The organism is Azospirillum oryzae (assembly GCF_900177515.1).
Taxonomy (GTDB): Bacteria; Pseudomonadota; Alphaproteobacteria; order Azospirillales; family Azospirillaceae; genus Azospirillum; species Azospirillum oryzae_A.
In genome coordinates, this window is record NZ_FXAK01000010.1 from 312111 (window position 1) to 329977 (window position 17867).

Annotated in this window: 13 protein-coding genes; 7 read left to right on the forward strand and 6 right to left on the reverse strand. The window is 67.9% G+C overall.

The window, feature by feature from the left end; translation table 11 throughout:
- Window positions 1-24: 24 nt before the first annotated feature.
- Window positions 25-831 carry a hydroxypyruvate isomerase gene (hyi, locus tag B9N97_RS33175; RefSeq protein ID WP_085092079.1) on the reverse strand — a complete coding sequence of 269 codons (807 nt, stop codon included), beginning with the start codon at window positions 829-831 and terminating at the stop codon, window positions 25-27.
- Between the two features lie 278 nt (window positions 832-1109).
- On the opposite strand from hyi, the gene B9N97_RS33180 reads away from it, so the two are divergent.
- The 7 genes from B9N97_RS33180 to B9N97_RS33210 all read left to right on the forward strand — a co-directional run bounded on the left by B9N97_RS33180 (window position 1110) and on the right by B9N97_RS33210 (window position 11382).
- A complete protein-coding gene (locus B9N97_RS33180; RefSeq protein WP_085092080.1) occupies window positions 1110-3176 on the forward strand; it encodes an NADPH-dependent 2,4-dienoyl-CoA reductase in 2067 nt (688 codons plus the stop codon).
- Between the two features lie 148 nt (window positions 3177-3324).
- A complete protein-coding gene (locus B9N97_RS33185; protein WP_085092081.1) occupies window positions 3325-4149 on the forward strand; it encodes a GntR family transcriptional regulator in 825 nt (274 codons plus the stop codon).
- Complete coding sequence (locus B9N97_RS33190; protein WP_085092082.1) at window positions 4149-5204, forward strand: Gfo/Idh/MocA family protein; 1056 nt, start codon at window positions 4149-4151, stop codon at window positions 5202-5204. The genes B9N97_RS33185 and B9N97_RS33190 overlap by 1 nt, the downstream gene beginning before the upstream one ends.
- A gap of 262 nt (window positions 5205-5466) precedes the next feature.
- The gene (locus B9N97_RS33195; protein WP_085092083.1) at window positions 5467-6447 is read left to right on the forward strand and encodes a TRAP transporter substrate-binding protein; all 981 of its coding nucleotides are present in this window, start codon (window positions 5467-5469) and stop codon (window positions 6445-6447) included.
- A gap of 58 nt (window positions 6448-6505) precedes the next feature.
- Complete coding sequence (locus B9N97_RS33200; protein WP_085092084.1) at window positions 6506-7051, forward strand: TRAP transporter small permease; 546 nt, start codon at window positions 6506-6508, stop codon at window positions 7049-7051.
- Between the two features lie 131 nt (window positions 7052-7182).
- Window positions 7183-8466 (forward strand): TRAP transporter large permease, encoded by a 1284-nt coding sequence (locus B9N97_RS33205; RefSeq protein ID WP_085092085.1) that lies wholly within the window; start codon window positions 7183-7185, stop codon window positions 8464-8466.
- A 366-nt stretch (window positions 8467-8832) separates the two neighbouring features.
- Window positions 8833-11382 carry a DUF4347 domain-containing protein gene (locus B9N97_RS33210; RefSeq protein ID WP_085092086.1) on the forward strand — a complete coding sequence of 850 codons (2550 nt, stop codon included), beginning with the start codon at window positions 8833-8835 and terminating at the stop codon, window positions 11380-11382.
- Window positions 11383-11455: 73 nt separating this feature from the next.
- Here B9N97_RS33210 and hydA read toward each other — a convergent pair whose 3' ends face one another.
- The 5 genes from hydA to B9N97_RS33235 are packed head-to-tail and all read right to left on the reverse strand — an operon-like array spanning window position 11456 to window position 17574.
- Window positions 11456-12898 carry a dihydropyrimidinase gene (gene hydA / locus B9N97_RS33215; protein ID WP_085092087.1) on the reverse strand — a complete coding sequence of 481 codons (1443 nt, stop codon included), beginning with the start codon at window positions 12896-12898 and terminating at the stop codon, window positions 11456-11458.
- A gap of 14 nt (window positions 12899-12912) precedes the next feature.
- A complete protein-coding gene (locus B9N97_RS33220; protein ID WP_244561069.1) occupies window positions 12913-13608 on the reverse strand; it encodes a TetR/AcrR family transcriptional regulator in 696 nt (231 codons plus the stop codon).
- A 45-nt stretch (window positions 13609-13653) separates the two neighbouring features.
- Window positions 13654-14925 (reverse strand): Zn-dependent hydrolase, encoded by a 1272-nt coding sequence (locus tag B9N97_RS33225; RefSeq protein ID WP_085092089.1) that lies wholly within the window; start codon window positions 14923-14925, stop codon window positions 13654-13656.
- 22 nt (window positions 14926-14947) lie between these two features.
- Window positions 14948-16234 carry an NAD-dependent dihydropyrimidine dehydrogenase subunit PreA gene (gene preA, locus B9N97_RS33230; protein ID WP_085092090.1) on the reverse strand — a complete coding sequence of 429 codons (1287 nt, stop codon included), beginning with the start codon at window positions 16232-16234 and terminating at the stop codon, window positions 14948-14950.
- Between the two features lie 17 nt (window positions 16235-16251).
- A complete protein-coding gene (locus tag B9N97_RS33235) occupies window positions 16252-17574 on the reverse strand; it encodes an NAD(P)-dependent oxidoreductase (protein ID WP_085092091.1) in 1323 nt (440 codons plus the stop codon).
- Between the last annotated feature and the right edge of the window lie 293 nt (window positions 17575-17867).

The following is a 17867-nucleotide window of genomic DNA, read 5'->3' on the forward strand; positions in this document are numbered from 1 at the left end:
TTCTCGCGTGATGTTGGGGGCGTTTCAGGCGGTCGCCGGTTCGGTCCTGTAGGGGGCGAACCAGCCGAGCCCCTCGTCCGTCGTCGTCTTCGGCTTGTATTCGCAGCCGACCCAGCCGCTGTAGCCGATGGCGTCCAGATGCTTGAACAGGAAGGGATAATTGATCTCGCCGGTGCCGGGCTCATTGCGGCCGGGGTTGTCGGCCAGCTGGACATGGGCGATGCGGGAGAGGTTGGCCTCGATCGTGCGGGCCAGATCGCCTTCCATGATCTGCATGTGGTAGATGTCGTACTGCACGTACAGATTGCCGGAGCCGACCTTGTCGATCAGGTCCAGCGCCTGTTTCGTGCGGGTCAGGTAGAAGCCTGGGATGTCGCGGGTGTTGATCGGCTCGACCAGCAGCTTGATCCCGGCGCCGGCCAGCGCGTCGGCGGCATAGGCGAGGTTGCCGACCAGCGTGCTTTCGGCCGCGGCGGCGTCCCCGCCCCCGGCTGTCCCTTGCGGCAGGATGCCGACGAGGCAGTTGACCTGTTTGCAGCCCAGCGTGCCGGCATAGTCGATGGCGCGGGCGACGCCGTCGCGGAATTCCTGCACGCGGTCGGGCATGATGGCGATGCCGCGCTCGCCGCCGCCCCAGTTGCCGGCCGGCAGATTGTGCAGGACCTGGGTCAGCCCATGCTGGCGCAGCTTCTCGGCCAGCGCGTCGGCGGGGAAATCATAGGGAAACAGGTACTCGACCCCACGGAAGCCGGCATCGGCCGCCGCGGCGAATCGGTCGAGAAAGGGACGCTCGTTGTAGAGCATCGTCAGATTGGCGGCGAATTGCACCATGACCGAACTCCCGGTTACGCGAATTGGCCGCCGCGGATGGAGGGGCGGCCCTTGGGAAGGGAGCTTGACCGCCGCGCAGGCCCTTGAGCCAGTTCGCCGGACGGCTTTTTCACACAGCGGAAAGCGGGATGCGCGAACGATCGGGCCGCATGGGCGTTGGCGGTGGTTACGGAACGTAGTTGACGCATACGTCAACCTGAACTAGGCTTCGCACCGTCAATCATCCGTCTGCCTAGCGCCGCAAGAAGCGCGGGTTCCATAACCGGAGGAAGCGTCCCGTGACCCAGCCTGCGCCCCAGCCCTATCCGCATCTGCTGGCCCCGCTCGATCTCGGCTTCACGGTGCTGAAGAACCGGGTGCTGATGGGGTCGATGCACACCGGGCTGGAGGATCGGCGCCGCCATTTCCCGCGGCTGGCTGCCTATTTCGCCGAGCGGGCGCGCGGCGGGGTCGGGCTGATGGTGACCGGCGGTTTCTCCCCCAATGTGGAGGGATGGCTGTCGCCCTTCGGCTCCACCCTGGCGCGGCATGGTGCGGCGCGGGCGCACCGGGTCATCACCGATGCGGTGCATGCCGAAGATGGCAAGATCGCGCTTCAGATCCTGCATGCCGGCCGCTATGCCTACAGCCCGCTGTCGGTGGCGCCGTCGCGCATCAAGTCGCCGATCACGCCCTTCACGCCGCGCGCCCTGACCGGGCGGGGGGTGGAGCGCCAGATCCGCGCCTATGTCCGCTGTGCCGAACTGGCGCGCGAGGCCGGCTATGACGGGGTGGAGGTGATGGGGTCGGAAGGCTACCTCATCAACCAGTTCCTGGTGACCCACACCAACCAGCGCACCGACAAATGGGGCGGCGCTTACGAGAACCGCATGCGCTTTCCGGTGGAGATCGTGTCGCGCATGCGCGAGGCGGTCGGACGCGATTTCATCATCATCTACCGGCTGTCGATGCTGGACCTGATCCCCGACGGCAGCAGTTGGGAGGAGGTGGTGCAGCTTGCCCAGGCCATCGAGCGGGCCGGGGCCACCATCATCAACACCGGCATCGGCTGGCACGAGGCGCGGGTGCCGACCATCGCCACCAGCGTGCCGCGCGCCAACTTCGCCTGGGTGACGGGCAAGCTGAAGGGTGCCCTGTTGGATCGGGGGATATCGATCCCGCTCTGCACCACCAACCGCATCAACACGCCCGAGGTCGGCGACGCGGTGATCGGTGAGGGGCTGGCCGACATGGTGTCGATGGCGCGGCCCTTTCTGGCCGATCCGGACTTCGTTGCCAAGGCGGCGGCGGGCAAGCCGGAGGCGATCAACACCTGCATCGCCTGCAACCAGGCCTGCCTGGACCACATCTTCTCCGGCAAGACGGCCAGCTGTCTGGTCAACCCGCGCGCCTGCCACGAGACGGAGCTGGTGATCGTCCCCGCCGTCAAGCGCAAGCGCGTCGCCGTGGTCGGCGCGGGTCCGGCCGGCCTCGCCTGCGCCACCACGGCGGCGGAACGCGGGCACGAGGTCCATCTGTTCGACGCGGCCGATGAGATCGGCGGTCAGTTCAACATGGCCAAGCTGATCCCCGGCAAGGAGGAGTTCCACGAGACGCTGCGCTATTTCCGCAACCGGCTGGCGGAGACGGGGGTGGCGCTGCATCTGGGGCGGCGGGTGACGACCGATGACTTGACGGGTGGCGGGTTCGACGAGGTGGTGCTGGCGACCGGGGTGGTGCCGCGCGACCCGAAGATCCCCGGCCAGGACCACCCCAAGGTGCTGACCTACGTCGACGTGCTGCGCGGCGCCAAGCCGGTGGGGCGGCGCGTCGCGGTGGTGGGGGCCGGCGGTATCGGCTTCGACGTCAGCGAATTCCTGGCGCAGGAGGCGCCGTCGCCCAGCCTCGACCCGGCGCTGTGGCGCGCCGAATGGGGGGTGGCCGACCCGGCCGAGGCGCGCGGCGGCGTCGCCGGCGTCCGCCCGCACCTGACGCCGCCAGCCCGCGAGATCGTGCTGCTCCAGCGCAAGGCGACCAAGCCCGGCGCCGGCTTGGGCAAGACCACCGGCTGGATCCATCGGGCGCAGTTGAAGATGAAGAACATCAAGGCGCTGGCCGGCGTGAATTACGAGCGCATCGACGACGAGGGGCTGACCATCAGCTTCGGCGAGAAGCGCGAGCGGGTGCAGACGCTGGCCGTCGACAGCATCGTGCTGTGCACCGGTCAGGAGCCGCTGCGCGAGCTGCAGGCTCCGCTGGAGGCCGCCGGCATCGCCGTCCACCTGATCGGCGGTGCCGACGTCGCGGCGGAGCTGGACGCCAAGCGCGCCATCGCCCAGGGGACGACGCTGGCGGCGGGGCTGTAACGGCGTCGCGCCCTCTCTCCACAGCCATGGCGGGAGTGGGGGCGCCTTTGTCACACCCATGGGCGGATGCGTCACGAGCGAAATTGCTTGCCGTTCCAGCTGATATATTAATATTCTGTGGCATTCGCTTCTGAGGAGGCTGGACGCCATGCCATCGGGCAACCCGCCGGCCAAAACCGGTTCCATTGCGACTCCCCCACCATCGACGACGCCGATCCTGCCGGCCAAGGCCACTCCGCTCCTGAGCCGCCCGCCGGCACGCCGGGACATGCGGCGCGGTCCGACCGCCGCCGACGCCATCCACCGCGACCTGCGGGCGGAGATCGTGTCGCTGAAACGCAAGCCGGGCGAACCCATCGCCGAGAAACAGGTCGCCGAGGCCTATGGCGTCAGCCGCACGCCGGTGCGCGAGGCGGTGCTGCGGCTGGCGGACGAGGGGCTGATCGAGATTTTCCCGCAGTCCGGCACCTTCGTCGCCCGCATACCCTTGGGCGCCCTGCCGGAAGCCGGCGTGATCCGCAAGGTGCTGGAGCGGGCGACCGTGCGCTTCGCCGCCGAGCGCGCCACCCGCAGCCAGATCGCGGCGCTCCGCGCCTGCCTGGAACAGCAGCGCGAGGTCGATGCGGAGGGCGACGCCGACGGCTTCCATCAGGCCGACGAGGCGTTCCACGCCCAGATCACCGAGATGGCGGGATATCCCGGCTTCTGGGGCATCATCCAGCAGGCCAAGGTCCAGCTCGACCGCTGCCGCCGCCTGACCCTGCCGGTTCCCGGCCGCATGCGCACCGTCATCGCCGAGCATGAGGCCATCGTCGAGGCCATCGCCGGGCACGACCCCGACCGCGCCGAACAGAGCCTGATCCGGCATCTGGACAATCTGCAGATCACGGTGGACGACGTGCGCAACGCCGCCCCGCTCTATTTCTCCGGCAGCCTGACCGACGGGATTGCCCTTCCGGACGGAGCACCCTGATGACGAACAATCCCCGCCGCCGCGTCGGCGTCATCGGGCTGGGCATGGCCTCGCCGCCGCATGCGCAGAGCCTGATTGATCTGGCCGGCCGGGTGGAGGTGGCGGGCTGCTTCAGCCCGTCGGCCGAACGCCGCGCCGCCTTCGCCGCCCGCCACGGCCTGCCGGTGGTCGACCGGCTGGAGACGCTGCTGGAGGACCCGGCGCTGTCGGCCGTCCTGCTGCTGACCCCGCCCGACACCCATGCCGATCTGGTGGCGCGCTGCGCCGCCGCCGGCAAGCATGTGCTGCTGGAAAAGCCGCTGGACGCCACCCCGGAGGGGGCGCGGGCGGTGGTCTCGGCGATGGAGGCGGCCGGGCTGACGCTGGGCGTCATACTGCAGCACCGCTTCCGGGCGTCGGTGGAGCGGCTGGCCGGGCTGATGCGCGACGGCGCGCTGGGCCGCCCGCTGACGGCGGCGGTGTCGGTGCGCTGGTGGCGCGACGCCGCCTATTACGCCCAGCCCGGTCGGGGGAAGAAGGCGCGCGATGGCGGCGGCGTGCTGCTGACCCAGGCGATCCACACGCTGGACGGCTTCGTCAGCCTGCTCGGGCTGCCTGACGAGGTCGCCGGATTCGCCGCGACGAGTGTTTTGCGCAGCCCGGACACGGGAATGGATACCGAGGATGTGGTTGCCGCCGCGCTCCGCTACGGCAACGGCATGCTGGCGACCGTCGATGCCACCACCGCCGCCTATCCCGGCTATCCGGAGCGGATCGAGATCGCCGGCACCGGCGGCTCGGCCGTGCTGGCCGGCGACCGGCTGGAGGTGCAGCTGGTGACCGGCGAGCGCATCGTCGAAGGGCGGGACGGCGCCACGCTGGGCGGCGGGGCCGACCCGATGGCCTTCTCCCACCAGCACCACCGCGCCGTGCTGTCCGACTTCCTCGACGCGCTCGACCAGGGGCGCCGGCCGCGGGTGGACGGGCGCGAGGCGCTGAAGGTCCATCGGCTGATCGAAGCGCTGCTGCAGGCGGCGGACAGCGGGCGAACCGTCGCGGTGGGCGAGCCGGCGTAAGGGAGTGCCACCCCTGTCGCTCCGCCACCGCCGGGGGTATGATCGATGAGGGGCCGAACAGATGATGGAAGGCGTCCGAGATTTCGTTCCCGGATGGCTTCGATCCCGATTGCTGAGGCCTCCAACATCTGATATATTAATATAACCGAACGCGACGATGACGGCTGCAGGCCGTCCGCTCACCGACTAACCCCGCACGGTTCATGCCGGAACCGCTTTGGCCGTGGCGGACGCACCAATAAGACCAAATGAGGAAACGAGCATGAAATCCTTTGTGACGCTGCTGGCCTCCACCGCCATGGCCCTGATCGCCGGCCTGTCGGCGGCGAACGCCCAGCAGGTGACGCTGCGGTCGGCGGAAATCCATCCCGACGGCTATCCGACCGTCGAAGCCGTCAAGTATATGGGCGAGCTGCTCTCCAAGGAGACCAACGGCCGGATCAACATCAAGGTCTTCCCGTCGGGCCAGCTGGGCGAGGAGAAGGACACCATCCAGCAGACGCAGTTCGGCGTCATCGACATGAACCGCATCAATTTCGCGGCGCTGAACAACATTGTTCCCGAGACCCGCATCCCGGCCCTGCCGTTCCTGTTCCGCTCGGTCGATCACATGCACAAGGTGCTGGACGGCGCGATCGGCGACGAGATCCTGAAGGCCTTCGAATCGCATGGCATGATCGGGCTGGCCTATTACGACTCCGGCGCCCGCAGCTTCTACAACAGCAAGCGCCCGATCAAGACGCTGGCCGACATGAAGGGCCTGAAGCTGCGCGTGCAGCAGTCGGACCTGTTCATCGATCTGGTCAAGGCGCTGGGTGCCAATCCGACGCCGATGCCCTACGGCGAGGTCTACAGCGGCCTGCAGACCGGCGTCGTCGATGGCGCGGAGAACAACTGGCCGAGCTATCAGAGCAGCCATCACTATGAGGTCGCCAAGTTCTATTCGCTGACCGAGCACTCGATGGTGCCGGAAGTGCTGGTGATGTCGAAGAAGACCTACGACAAGATGTCGAAGGACGATCAGGCGCTGATCCGCAAGGCGGCCAAGGAGTCCGTCGCCAAGATGCGCGAGCTGTGGCAGGCCAACGAGAAGAAGTCGGAGGCCGTCGTCCGCGAGGCCGGCGTCCAGATCAACGAGATCGACAAGGCCGAATTCGAAAAGGCCGTCGAGCCTGTCTATGCCAAGTACGTCACCGATCCGAAGATGAAGGACCTCGTCGCGCGCATCCGCGCCGTCAAGTGAGGCCTCTCTCCCCCGCGCCGGCTTCGGCCGGCGCGGTTTTCCCGTGCGGAGTCCCTTCATGAAAACCGCGCTCGACGCATTGTCCGGCCTGCTCGACGTCCTCAGCCGCATCGCCCTCTGGCTCGGCGCCACCGGCCTCGTGGTGATGACCGCCGCCGTCGGCTGGCAGGTCTGGGGCCGTTTCGTCCTCAACGACAGCCCGTCCTGGACCGAGCCGCTGTCGCTTCTGCTGATGCTGTGGTTCATCCTGCTTGTCGCCGCAGTCGGCGTGCGCGAGCGCTTCCATCTCGGGCTCGATCTGATCCGCGACATCGTGCCGGAAATCGTGCGCGTGGGCATGGACATCGCCAGCTTCCTGATCGTCGGCGCCTTCGGGGCGGCGATGGCCTGGTACAGCCTGGATCTGGTGATCGGCACCTGGAGCGCCACCATCCCGGTGCTGGAGATCCCGGAAAGCTTCACCTACCTGCCGCTGACCGTCTCCGGTGTCCTGATCGCCCTGTTCTCGATCGAACGCACGCTGCACCTGCTGGTGGAACGCCGGTCGCAGGCGGGAGCGGAGGCGCTGGCCCAGGCGCATGCCGTGCTGCCCAGCGCGGAATAACTGGGCGCGGAATAACGCGGGCACAGTCTAATCGGGCGCCGAATGGCAGGGCGCCGACCAGTCAGCACATTCAGAACTCGGCACCGGCCGGCGCGAAAGCGGCGGCGGCCCTGCCTTGGGGAACTCCGGTCATGGAACTCACCATCCTTTTCGGCACCTTCGTGGTGCTGCTGTTCCTGGGCGTGCCGATCGCCTTCGTGCTCGGCATCTCGTCGCTGGCGACCATCGTCTACATGGGCATGCCGCCGCTGATCGTCTTCCAGCGCATGGCGTCGGGCATGAACGCCTTCGCCCTGATGGCGATCCCCTTCTTCATCTATGCCGGCGAGCTGATGGTGCGCGGCGCCATCGCCGAGAAGCTGGTGCGGCTGGCGGCGGCCATGGTCGGCCATTTCCGCGGCGGGCTGGGGCTGGTCAACGTCACCGCCTCCACCTTCTTCGGCGGCGTGTCCGGCTCGGCGGTGGCCGACGCCTCGGCGGTCGGCGGGCTGATGATCCCGCAGATGCAGAAGCGCGGCTATGGCGTCGATTACGCGGTGAACATCACCGTGACCTCGGCGATCATCGCGCTGATGATCCCGCCCAGCCACAACATGATCATCTATTCGATCTCGGCCGGCGGCACGATCTCCATCGCCGACCTGTTCACCGCTGGCATCGTCCCCGGCCTGCTGCTGGCCGGCCTGCTGATGGTCGCGGCCTATTACGTCGCCCGCAAGCGCAACTACCCGTCGGAGACCTTTCCGGGCTGGGGTGCGGTCGGCGGCATCTTCATCAACGCGGTGCCGGGCCTGCTGCTGATCGGCATCATCGTCGGCGGCGTGCGGTCGGGCGTGTTCACCGCCACCGAAAGCTCGATGGTGTCGGTGGCCTATGCGCTGCTGATCACGCTGACGGTCTACCGCAGCATGAGCTGGACCGATTTCGTCGCCGCCACCATGGGTGCCGCCCGGACCACCGCGATGGTGCTGCTGGTCATCGGCGCCGCCGCCTCCTTCGGGTGGCTGCTGGCCCTGATGCAGGTGCCGACCGCGACCGTCAACCTGATGCGCAGCATCAGCGACAACCCCTATGTCATCTTCCTGCTGATCAACGTGGCGCTGCTGGTGCTCGGCTGCTTCATGGACATGTCGCCGCTGATCATCATCACCACGCCGATCTTCCTGCCGGTCATCAAGGCCTTCGGCATGGACCCGGTGCATTTCGGCGTGATCCTGATCCTGAACCTCGGCATTGGACTCTGCACGCCGCCGGTGGGATCGGTGCTGTTCGTCGGCTGCGCGGTGGGACGCATACCGATCATGCAGGCCGTGCGGACGATCTGGCCCTTCTACATCGCCTGCCTGGTCACGCTGATGCTGGTCACCTACGTCCCGGCGATCTCCCTGGCGCTGCCGCACATGTTCGCGGATTGAGGCCGGCGACCGGTTTTCCCGCCTGCCGAACGACTTCTCTCCTGGACTGGGCCATCGGGATCTTCCCGGTGGCCCTATTTTTTTGTGCGCCCGCCGGGCCTCACCCCGAATTGGAGGTAATCGGCCGGGGATCTACCCGATTTGGGAAAAAGAGTGGCAAGCCGCCGCACCGGGCTGGGCCAGCCGGGTGGCGTCGAAATCGATAGCGACTGTACTGCTTGCGCTTCGGGAGAGAAAAAGGTCGCCCGGCCGGGGCGGATGCTTCCCAAGGAATGATCGGCTTATTGGACGTTGTTCCGTGGACATGATCCCGTACATCACAGTCGAGCAAAACGATTTCCAACAACTCCCCAGAAAGGGGTTTTCATGCACGGGATCATTCTTGCCGACGCCGGTCTGTCCGACATCGATGCGCTGATCGGCCGGCACGCGCCGGACATGACGGTGATCCGGGTCGCCGCCGACGAGGACGCCGTCGCCCTGCTGGTCGAGGCGCTGGAAACGGCATCGGCGACGGGTGCCACCGCGATCCACCTGATTGCCCATGGCGCGCCGGGTGTGGTGAAGCTGGGGGCGACGCCGCTCGACACAAGCGCCCTGTTCGACCGCCGCTGGCCCGATGCGTCCGGCTGCGAGATCCTGATCCATGCCTGCGACGTCGGCGCCGGCAGCAACGGGCGCCGCTTCGTCGAGCGTCTGGCCGCCGTCACCGGCGCCCGCGTCGCCGCCGCCAGCCATCCGGTGGGCCATGCCGACCAGGGCGGCTCGTGGGATCTCGACGTCGTGACCGGCCCGATCCTGGCCGCCCGTCCGTTCGCGGGGGCGGAGGCCTGGCCGCACACTCTGGCCTACAGCGGCACGGCGACCAGCGGCAACGACACGCTGATCGGCGATAACGGCGGCAACACCATCAACGGGCTGGCCGGCAACGACAGCATCGTCGGCGGCACCGGCAACGACAGCCTGCTCGGCGGGACCGGCAACGACACGCTGGTCGGCGGCGGCAACAGCGGCCAGTCGGCCGGCGACACGCTGAACGGCGGGCTGGGCGGCGACCATTATGTCGGCGGCAACGGCTTCACCATCGTCACCTACGAGAACGCCACCACCGGCATCACGCTGGACCTGACCAACGGCGCCAACAACACCGGCGAGGCGGCCGGCGACACCTTCGTCGACATCCAGCGCTGGGTCGGGTCGGAGCATGACGACAGCCTGACCGCCGGCGACAGCGCGGTGTGGTTCTGGGGCCATGGCGGCAACGACGTCGAATATGGCGGAGCCGGCAACGACACGCTGGAGGCCGGCGACGGCAACGACACCATCTTCGGCGGCGGCGGCACCGACCTGATGTACGGCCGCGCCGACAATGACGAACTTCATGGGCAGATCGGCAACGACACGGTGGCCGGCGGCGGCGGGGCCGACCTGCTCTATGGCGATGCCGGCAACGACCTGATGAAGGGCGACTGGGAACGCGACACCATCCATGGCGGCGACGGCGACGACACCATCCTGGCCGGCATCGTCAGCTCGGGCAGCTATGCCCAGACCCAGGCCGACACCCTCTATGGCGAGGGCGGCAACGACCGCTACATCGTGGTCAGCCAGTATGATGCCGGCACCGTCAGCTTCGATGGCGGCACCGGCACCGACACGCTGGAACTGCGGTCGGACAACCTGACCAGCTACAACGGCTACGATCTGGAATATTTCACCGACGTCGCCTCTCCGAAGATCGACATCAGCGGCATGACGCTGACCAGCGTCGAGACACTGGCCCTGACCGGCAGCAAGCGTCACACGGTGACGATGACCGCGGCCCAGGCCAACGGCTTCACCAGCATCACCGGTGCCGTGACCGGCGATGCCTTCGCCATCGCCGGGGCGTCGCTGTCCGGCAGCGTCGGGTCGGGCACCGGCAGCGCGCTGCAGGCCGGACAGGTCCAGGCGGAGACGGTGAACGGCGTCACCCTGGTCCATGTCGGGCTGGATTCCACCGCCGGGTCCGACATGACCCTGCGCATCGCCGGCAGCTTCGCCGCGTCGGACATCAGCCTGTCGGGCAACACCATCACGCTGGGGCAGGCCGGTTCCGGCGGCTCGACCGGCGGCGGTGACACCGGGGGCGGCAACACCGGTGGCGGCACGGGCGGGCTGACCCTGACCGGCACCGACGCCCGCGACTATCTGGCCGGCGGCAGCGGCAACGACACCATCATCAGCAATGCCGGCAACGACTATATGGTCGGCGGCGCCGGCAGCGACAGCTTCGTCTTCAAGCCGGGCGACGGCTGGGATTACATCGGCGATTTCCAGGCCGGCAGCGGCGGCGACGTGCTGAACGTCGCGGGCTGGAACGGGCTGAAGGATTTCGCCTCGGTGATGGCCGTCACCGTTCAGGACGGCGCCAACACCGTCGTCCGCTTCGACAACGGCAACAGCGCCATCCTGGCCAACGTCACCCGCAGCAGCCTGACCGCCGCCAACTTCTCCTTCGCGACGGTGGGCGGCAGCACGGGTGGCGGCACGGGCGGGTCCACCGGCCCCACCGGCCAGACCATCACCGGCACCTCGGCCGGGGAATTCCTGGCCGGCGGCAGCGGCAACGACACCATCACCGGCAACGGCGGCAACGACTACATGGTCGGCGGCGCCGGGCGGGACACCTTCGTCCAGAATGCCGGCGACGGGTGGGACTGCATCGGCGACTTCCAGGCCGGCACCGGCGGCGACGTGGTCGACCTCCGCAGCATCTCCGGCTTCAGCAGCCTGAACGACGTGCTGACCCACTCGGCGCAGAACGGCGCCGACCTGTCGATCGACCTCGGCGCCTTCAACTCCATCAAGCTGATGGGCGTCGACCGCAACAGCCTGACGGCGGAGAACTTCCTGTTCGCCAACCCGGTGGGGTGACGGCTGAAGTGAGCGTCTAGTTAGACGGAAAGAGCCCTCGCCCGAGCTTTCGGGCGGGGGCTCTTCCGGTTTCTTACCGTTCCACCGCCACCGGGACGTTCAGGGCGTTGCGCTTCGACACCGCCTCGTAGACCGGCGGGAAGGCGGGGCGGTTGATGTAGCGGCCGGCACCGCGCACGGCGCGGCTTTCGCCCAGCGCGTGGACGATGCGGCCCTGGCTCAGCGTGTAGGCCGGGGTGCCGGTGACGGTCATGCCTTCGAAGATATTCAGGCCGACTTTCTGCATCTGGGTCTTGGCCGAGATGGTCTTGGTCGCCTTCGGGTCCCACACCACCAGATCGGCATCGGCCCCGACGCTGACCGAGCCCTTGCGCGGGTAGAGGTTGAAGATCTTGGCGGCGTTGGCGGAGGTCACGGCGACGAACTCGTTCATCGTCAGCCGGCCGGTGTTGACGCCGTGGGTCCACAGCGCGGTCATGCGGTCCTCGATGCCGGCGGTGCCGTTCGGGATCTTGGTGAAGTCGTTGCGGCCCATCGCCTTCTGCTCCGCGCAGAAGCAGCAATGGTCGGTGGCGGTGGTGTGCAGGTGCCCCGCCTGCAGGCCGCGCCACAGCGCGTCCTGATGTTCCTTCGGGCGGAAGGGCGGGCTCATGACGTGGCCGGCGGCGAAGTCCCAGTCGGGATTGCGGTAGACGCTGTCGTCGATCAGCAGATGTCCGGCCAGCACCTCGCCGAACACGCGCTGGCCGCCGTTCTGGCCGCGTTCGATTGCTTCCAGCGCCTCCTTGGCCGAGACATGGACGATGTAGACCGGCACGCCGAACACGCGGGCGACCTGGATGGCGCGGTTGGCGGCCTCGCCCTCCACCTCGGGTGGGCGGGAGAGGGGGTGCGCTTCGGGACCGGTCAGTCCCTGGGCCAGCAGCTTCTTCTGCAGTTGGAAGACCAGCTCGCCGTTCTCGGCATGGACGGTGGGAATCGCGCCCAGCTCCAGGCAGCGCTGGAAGCTGTTCACCAGCGTCTCGTCGTCGGCCATGATGGCGTTCTTGTAGGCCATGAAGTGCTTGAAGCTGTTCACGCCATGGTCGGCGACCAGCGTGCCCATGTCCTGCCGCACGCTCTCGTCCCACCACGTCACGGCGACGTGGAAGCTGTAGTCGCCGGCCGCCTTCTCCGCCCAGCCGCGCCAGGTGCGGTAGGCCTCCATCAGGCTCTGCTTCGGGTTGGGGATGACGAAGTCGATGATCATCGTCGTTCCCCCGGCGAAGCCGGCGGCGGTGCCGCTGAAGAAATCCTCCGTCGTCACCGTGCCCATGAAGGGCAGTTCCATGTGGGTGTGCGGATCGATGCCGCCGGGCATGACGTAGCAGCCGCCGGCATCCACCACCTCCGCCCCCGCCGGCACGTCGAGAGTGTCGCCCACCGCGGTGATGATGCCGTCCTGGCAGAGGACGTCGGCGCGGCGGGTGTGCTCGGCGGTGACGACGGTGCCGCCGCGGATCAGGATGGTGGACATGCTCGGGCGCTCCCTCAGAGGTTCGATGGGACGGAGTCGGTGGGCGTAATCGGGATTTCAGGTTCCGGTAGCCCGGCGGCGCGCAGGACCATGCGCAGCACCTCCGCCGTCATGGCGGCGAAGTCCTGGCGGGTCAGGCTGCGGCGGCCCAGCACCTTGCGGATCTGCACGTCGAAGTCGGCGTAATGCTGGGTCACCGCCCAGATCATGAACAGGAACTGGCGGGCATCCACCGGCGCCATGCGGCCGGCGGCGACCCAGCCGTCGATGACGCCTGCCTTGGCGTCGACCAGCGACTTCAGGTCCTCGGCCAGGAAACGTTCGACCTGGTTCCCGCCATGCAGGATCTCGTTGGCGAAGACCTTCGAGGCGTGGGGCCGGGTGCGCGACGCCTCCATCTTGGCGATGACGTAGGCGGTCAGCGCGACGGACGGATCGGCATCGGGGGTGAAGGAATCGATCGGCGCCAGCCACATCCGCAGGATGTTGTCGAGCACCGCGCGGTAGAGTTCGTCCTTGGTGCCGAAATAGTAATGCAGGTTGGCCTTGGGCAGGCCGGCCCGCTCGGCGATGTCGGCCATGGTGGCGCCGGCGAAGCCGGCTTCGGCGAAGACGCGTTCGGCCGCCTTCAGGATGCGCTCGACGTTCTCACGCCGGATGCGGCCCTGGGGCGAGGTGGTGTCGGTGGTGTCGGCAGCCGTTCGCGCCATCGCTTTTGCCATTGCTGTTGCTGATGCCTTCTCAGCGGGAGCGTATCACTCCGCGGGCGCTTTCACCTGCTCCGCCATGGCGTCTGCTCGGTCGAGCACGGCGTGCAGCAGCACCTCGCAGCCGGCGGTCGACCATTCCGGGGTCGTCTCTTCGACCTCGTTGTGGCTGATGCCGTCGATGCAGGGGATGAAGACCATGGCCGTGGGCGCCACCTTCGACAGGTAACAGGCGTCATGCCCGGCGCCCGAGACGATGTCGCGGAAGCTGTGGCCGGTGCGCTCCACCCCCTTGCGGACGGCGGCGACGCAGGTCTCGTCGAACTTGATCGGGGCGTAGTACCAGATCTGCTGGAAATCGCTCTCCAGCCCGATCTCGCCGGCGATGCGCTCCACCTCGGCACGCAGCTCGCCGTCCATGGCGGCGAGGATGGCGTCGTCGGGATGGCGGAAGTCGACGGTGAAGAAGACACGGCCGGGGATGACATTGCGGCTGTTGGGATGGATCTGCATCAGCCCAACCGTGGCGCAGGCGAGCGGGCCGTATTTCAGGCCGATGCGGTTGACCGCATCGACGACGCGGGATGCTCCCAGCAGCGCGTCCTTGCGGCGGACCATCGGGGTCGGGCCGGCATGGGCCTCCTGGCCGGTGAAGGTGATCTCGTACCAGCGCTGGCCCTGGCAGTCGGTGACGACGCCGATGGTCTTGCCTTCGATCTCCAGGATCGGACCCTGTTCGATGTGGGCCTCGAAATAGGCGCCGACCTTGCGGCCACCGACTTCCTGGTCGCCGGCATAGCCGATGCGGGCCAACTCCTCGCCCATCGTCTTGCCGTCGAGGTCGGCGCGCGACAGGCCGTACTCCAGATCGAACACCCCGGCGAAGACGCCGGACGACACCATGGCGGGGGCGAAGCGCGAGCCTTCCTCGTTGGTCCAGACCGCGACCTCCACCGGGGCCTCGGTGACGTAGTTCATGTCGTTCAGGCTGCGCACCACCTCCAGCCCGGCCAGCACGCCATAGACGCCGTCATACTTGCCGCCGGTCGGCTGGCTGTCGAGATGGCTGCCCATGATGACCGGCGGCAGGCTGTCGTCGCGGCCGGGGCGGCGGGCGAAGATGTTGCCCATCTTGTCGACCGAAACCGTGCAGCCGGCCTCCTCGCACCAGCGCACGAACAGGTCGCGGCCCTGTTTGTCGAGGTCGGTCAGCGCCAGCCGGCACACGCCGCCCTTGGGCGTGGCGCCGATCTGCGCCATGTCCATCAGGCTCTGCCACAGGCGCGAGCCGTTGACGGCGACATTCTGCGGGGTGGACATGTTGCTCTCTCCTGAACGTCGTTTATTCGGCGGCGGCTTCGGGAACGCGCATCGGGTTGCGGGCGTCGTTGGGCCAGGTGACGTAGGGCAGGTTGTTCTGCTCCGGCACCATGGTGATGCAGTCCGGCACCGGGCAGACATGGCTGCACAGGTTGCAGCCGACGCACTCCTCGTTGACCACGGTGAAGAGGCGGCGGCCCTCCCCTTGATCGATGCGGATTGCCTGGTGCGAGGTGTCCTCGCAGACGATGTGGCAGCGGCCGCAGTCGATGCACAAGGCGGGGTCGATCACCGCCTTGGTCGAGAAGTTCATGTTCAGGTCGTTCCAGTTGACGACGTTGCGCACGGCGCGGCCGCTCAACTCGTCCAAGGTCCGGTATCCCTTCTCGTCCATCCAGTTGGACAGGCCGCCGATCATGTCCTCGACGATCTTGAAGCCGTAGGTCATGGCGGCGGTGCAGACCTGGACGTTGGTGGCGCCCAGCGCCAGGAATTCCGCGGCGTCGCGCCATGTGGTGATGCCGCCGATGCCGCTGACCGGCAGGCCGCGGGTCTCGGGGTTGCGGGCGATCTCCGCCACCATGTTGAGCGCGATCGGCTTCACCGCCGGGCCGCAATAGCCGCCGTGGCTGCCCTTGCCGTCGACCACCGGCGTGGGGGCCATGGCGTCGAGGTCGACCGCGACGATGGAGTTGACGGTGTTGATGAGGGACACCGCGTCGGCGCCGCCGCGCTTGGCCGCTTCCGCCGACCACAGGATGTTGGTGATGTTGGGGGTCAGCTTGACGATCACCGGCAGGTTGACGGCGTTCTTCACCCAGCGGGTGACCTGCTCCACCATCTCCGGCACCTGCCCGATGGCGGAGCCCATGCCGCGCTCGCACATGCCGTGCGGACAGCCGAGGTTGAGTTCCAGCCCGTCGGCCGCCCCGGTCTCGGCGATGCGGCGGGCAAGGCCGGCCCAGGCCGTTTCCGTCATGGTCGCCATCAGCGAAACGACCATGGCGCGGTCGGGCCAGTCGCGCTTGACCTGGATGATCTCCTGCAGATTGACGTCGAGCGGCCTGTCGGAGATCAGCTCGATGTTGTTGAAGCCGATCATCCGGCGGTCGGTGTCAAGATGGGCACCGTAGCGGCTGGAGACGTTGACCACTGGCGGGTCCTCGCCCAGCGTCTTCCACACCACGCCGCCCCAGCCCGCCTTGAAGGCGCGGACGACGTTGTAGGCCTTGTCGGTCGGCGGGGCCGACGCCAGCCAGAAGGGGTTGGGGGAGCGGATGCCGGCGATGGTGCTGCTGAGATCGGCCATGATGTGGCTCCCTTTCCTCAGGCGGACAGGTGGCTGTGGATGGCGAGCGCGGCGAGTTTGCCGTCCTGCACGGACTGGACCGTCAGATCCTCGCCCGTCGCGACGCAGTCGCCGCCGGCCCAGACCTTGGCAAGCGTGGTGCGATAGGCGTCGTCGACGGCGATCTTGCCGCCGGTGACCTGCAGTCCGTCCAGCGCGTCGGCCGACAGTTTCTGCCCCACCGCCTTCAGCACCATGTCTGCCTGGAGGGTGAAGGTCTCGCCGGTGCCGGTCAGCCTGCCGTCGGTCAGGCGGGTGCGTTCGAAGGTGATTGTGGTCTCGCCGATTTCCTTCGGGGCGGCGAAGGTCTTCAGCACGACGCCCTCGGTCTGGGCCAGCTCCTGCTCCCAGGCGGTGGCGCCCATCTGGGCCCGGCCGCGACGGTAGACCAGGGTGACATCCTCGGCACCCAGGCGCTTGGCCTGGATGGCGGCGTCAACGGCGGTGTTGCCGCCGCCGATCACCACGACGCTGCGGCCGACGGCTGGCGGCTGGCCGGGGGGAGCCTGACGGACACGCTCGATGAAGGCGGTGGCGTCCTCGACGCCCGCCCGCTCCTCGCCGGGGATGCCGAGGCGGTTGTTGGACCCCAGGCCGACGCCCAGGAACACGGCGTCATAGTCGGCGCGCAGGCTGTCGAGCGACAGGTCGGCGCCCAGCTTGCGGCCATGCTCCACACTGATGCCGCCGACGCCGAGGATGAAGGCGACCTCGCGCTGGGCGAAATCATCGGCCATCTTATAGGGGGCGAGGCCGTATTCGTTGAGGCCGCCGGACTTCGCCTTGGCCTCGAACACCGTCACCTCATGGCCGAGCGTGGCGAGGCGGTGGGCGCAGGACAGGCCGGCCGGGCCGGCGCCGACCACGGCGACGCGCTTGCCGGTGGCGGCGGCGCGGGGGAAGGGGTGGGCCGGCTCGCCATCAATGAGGCGGTCGGTGGCATGGCGCTGCAGCCGGCCGATGGCGACGGGGCGGTCCTCCGCCCGGTTGCGGACGCAGGATTGTTCGCACAGAGTCTCGGTCGGGCAGACGCGGCCGCAGGTGCCGCCCATGATGTTCTCCGACAGGATCGTCGTCGCGGCGCCCTTCAGGTTGCCGGTGGCGATCGAGCGGATGAAGGCAGGGATGTCGATCCCGGTCGGACAGGCCTTGATGCAGGGTGCGTCGTAGCAGAACAGGCAGCGGTTGCTCTCGGCCAGCGCCTGCACCGGCGTCATCGCCGGGCTCAGGTCGGCATAGGGCGAGGGCGGCTGGTCCGCGTCGGGCTTTGGAGTGGTGGCAAGCGTAGCGATCAGGGTCATGGCGGATGGCTTCCCTTCGGTCGCGGAGCGGCGTGTCTACCGAAGTGTCAGCAACCCGCGTGCCAAGAGAACCAACCAGCACTGCCAACGAAGACGGGCGGCGGAAAAGCTGACTGTTCGGTCAAGAACTGACGATATGGACAGGCATGCCGCCATCATGCCAGCCATGCGGATTGCACGCAACTCAGCCTTTTGGCGCCTCTTTTGGCGGCTTGCTGCAAGAAATCCATGGGAAACGGGGGGAGCGGAAACAGGAAATTGCGCCGTATCAAAGAGTTGCATCGGCAGGCCGC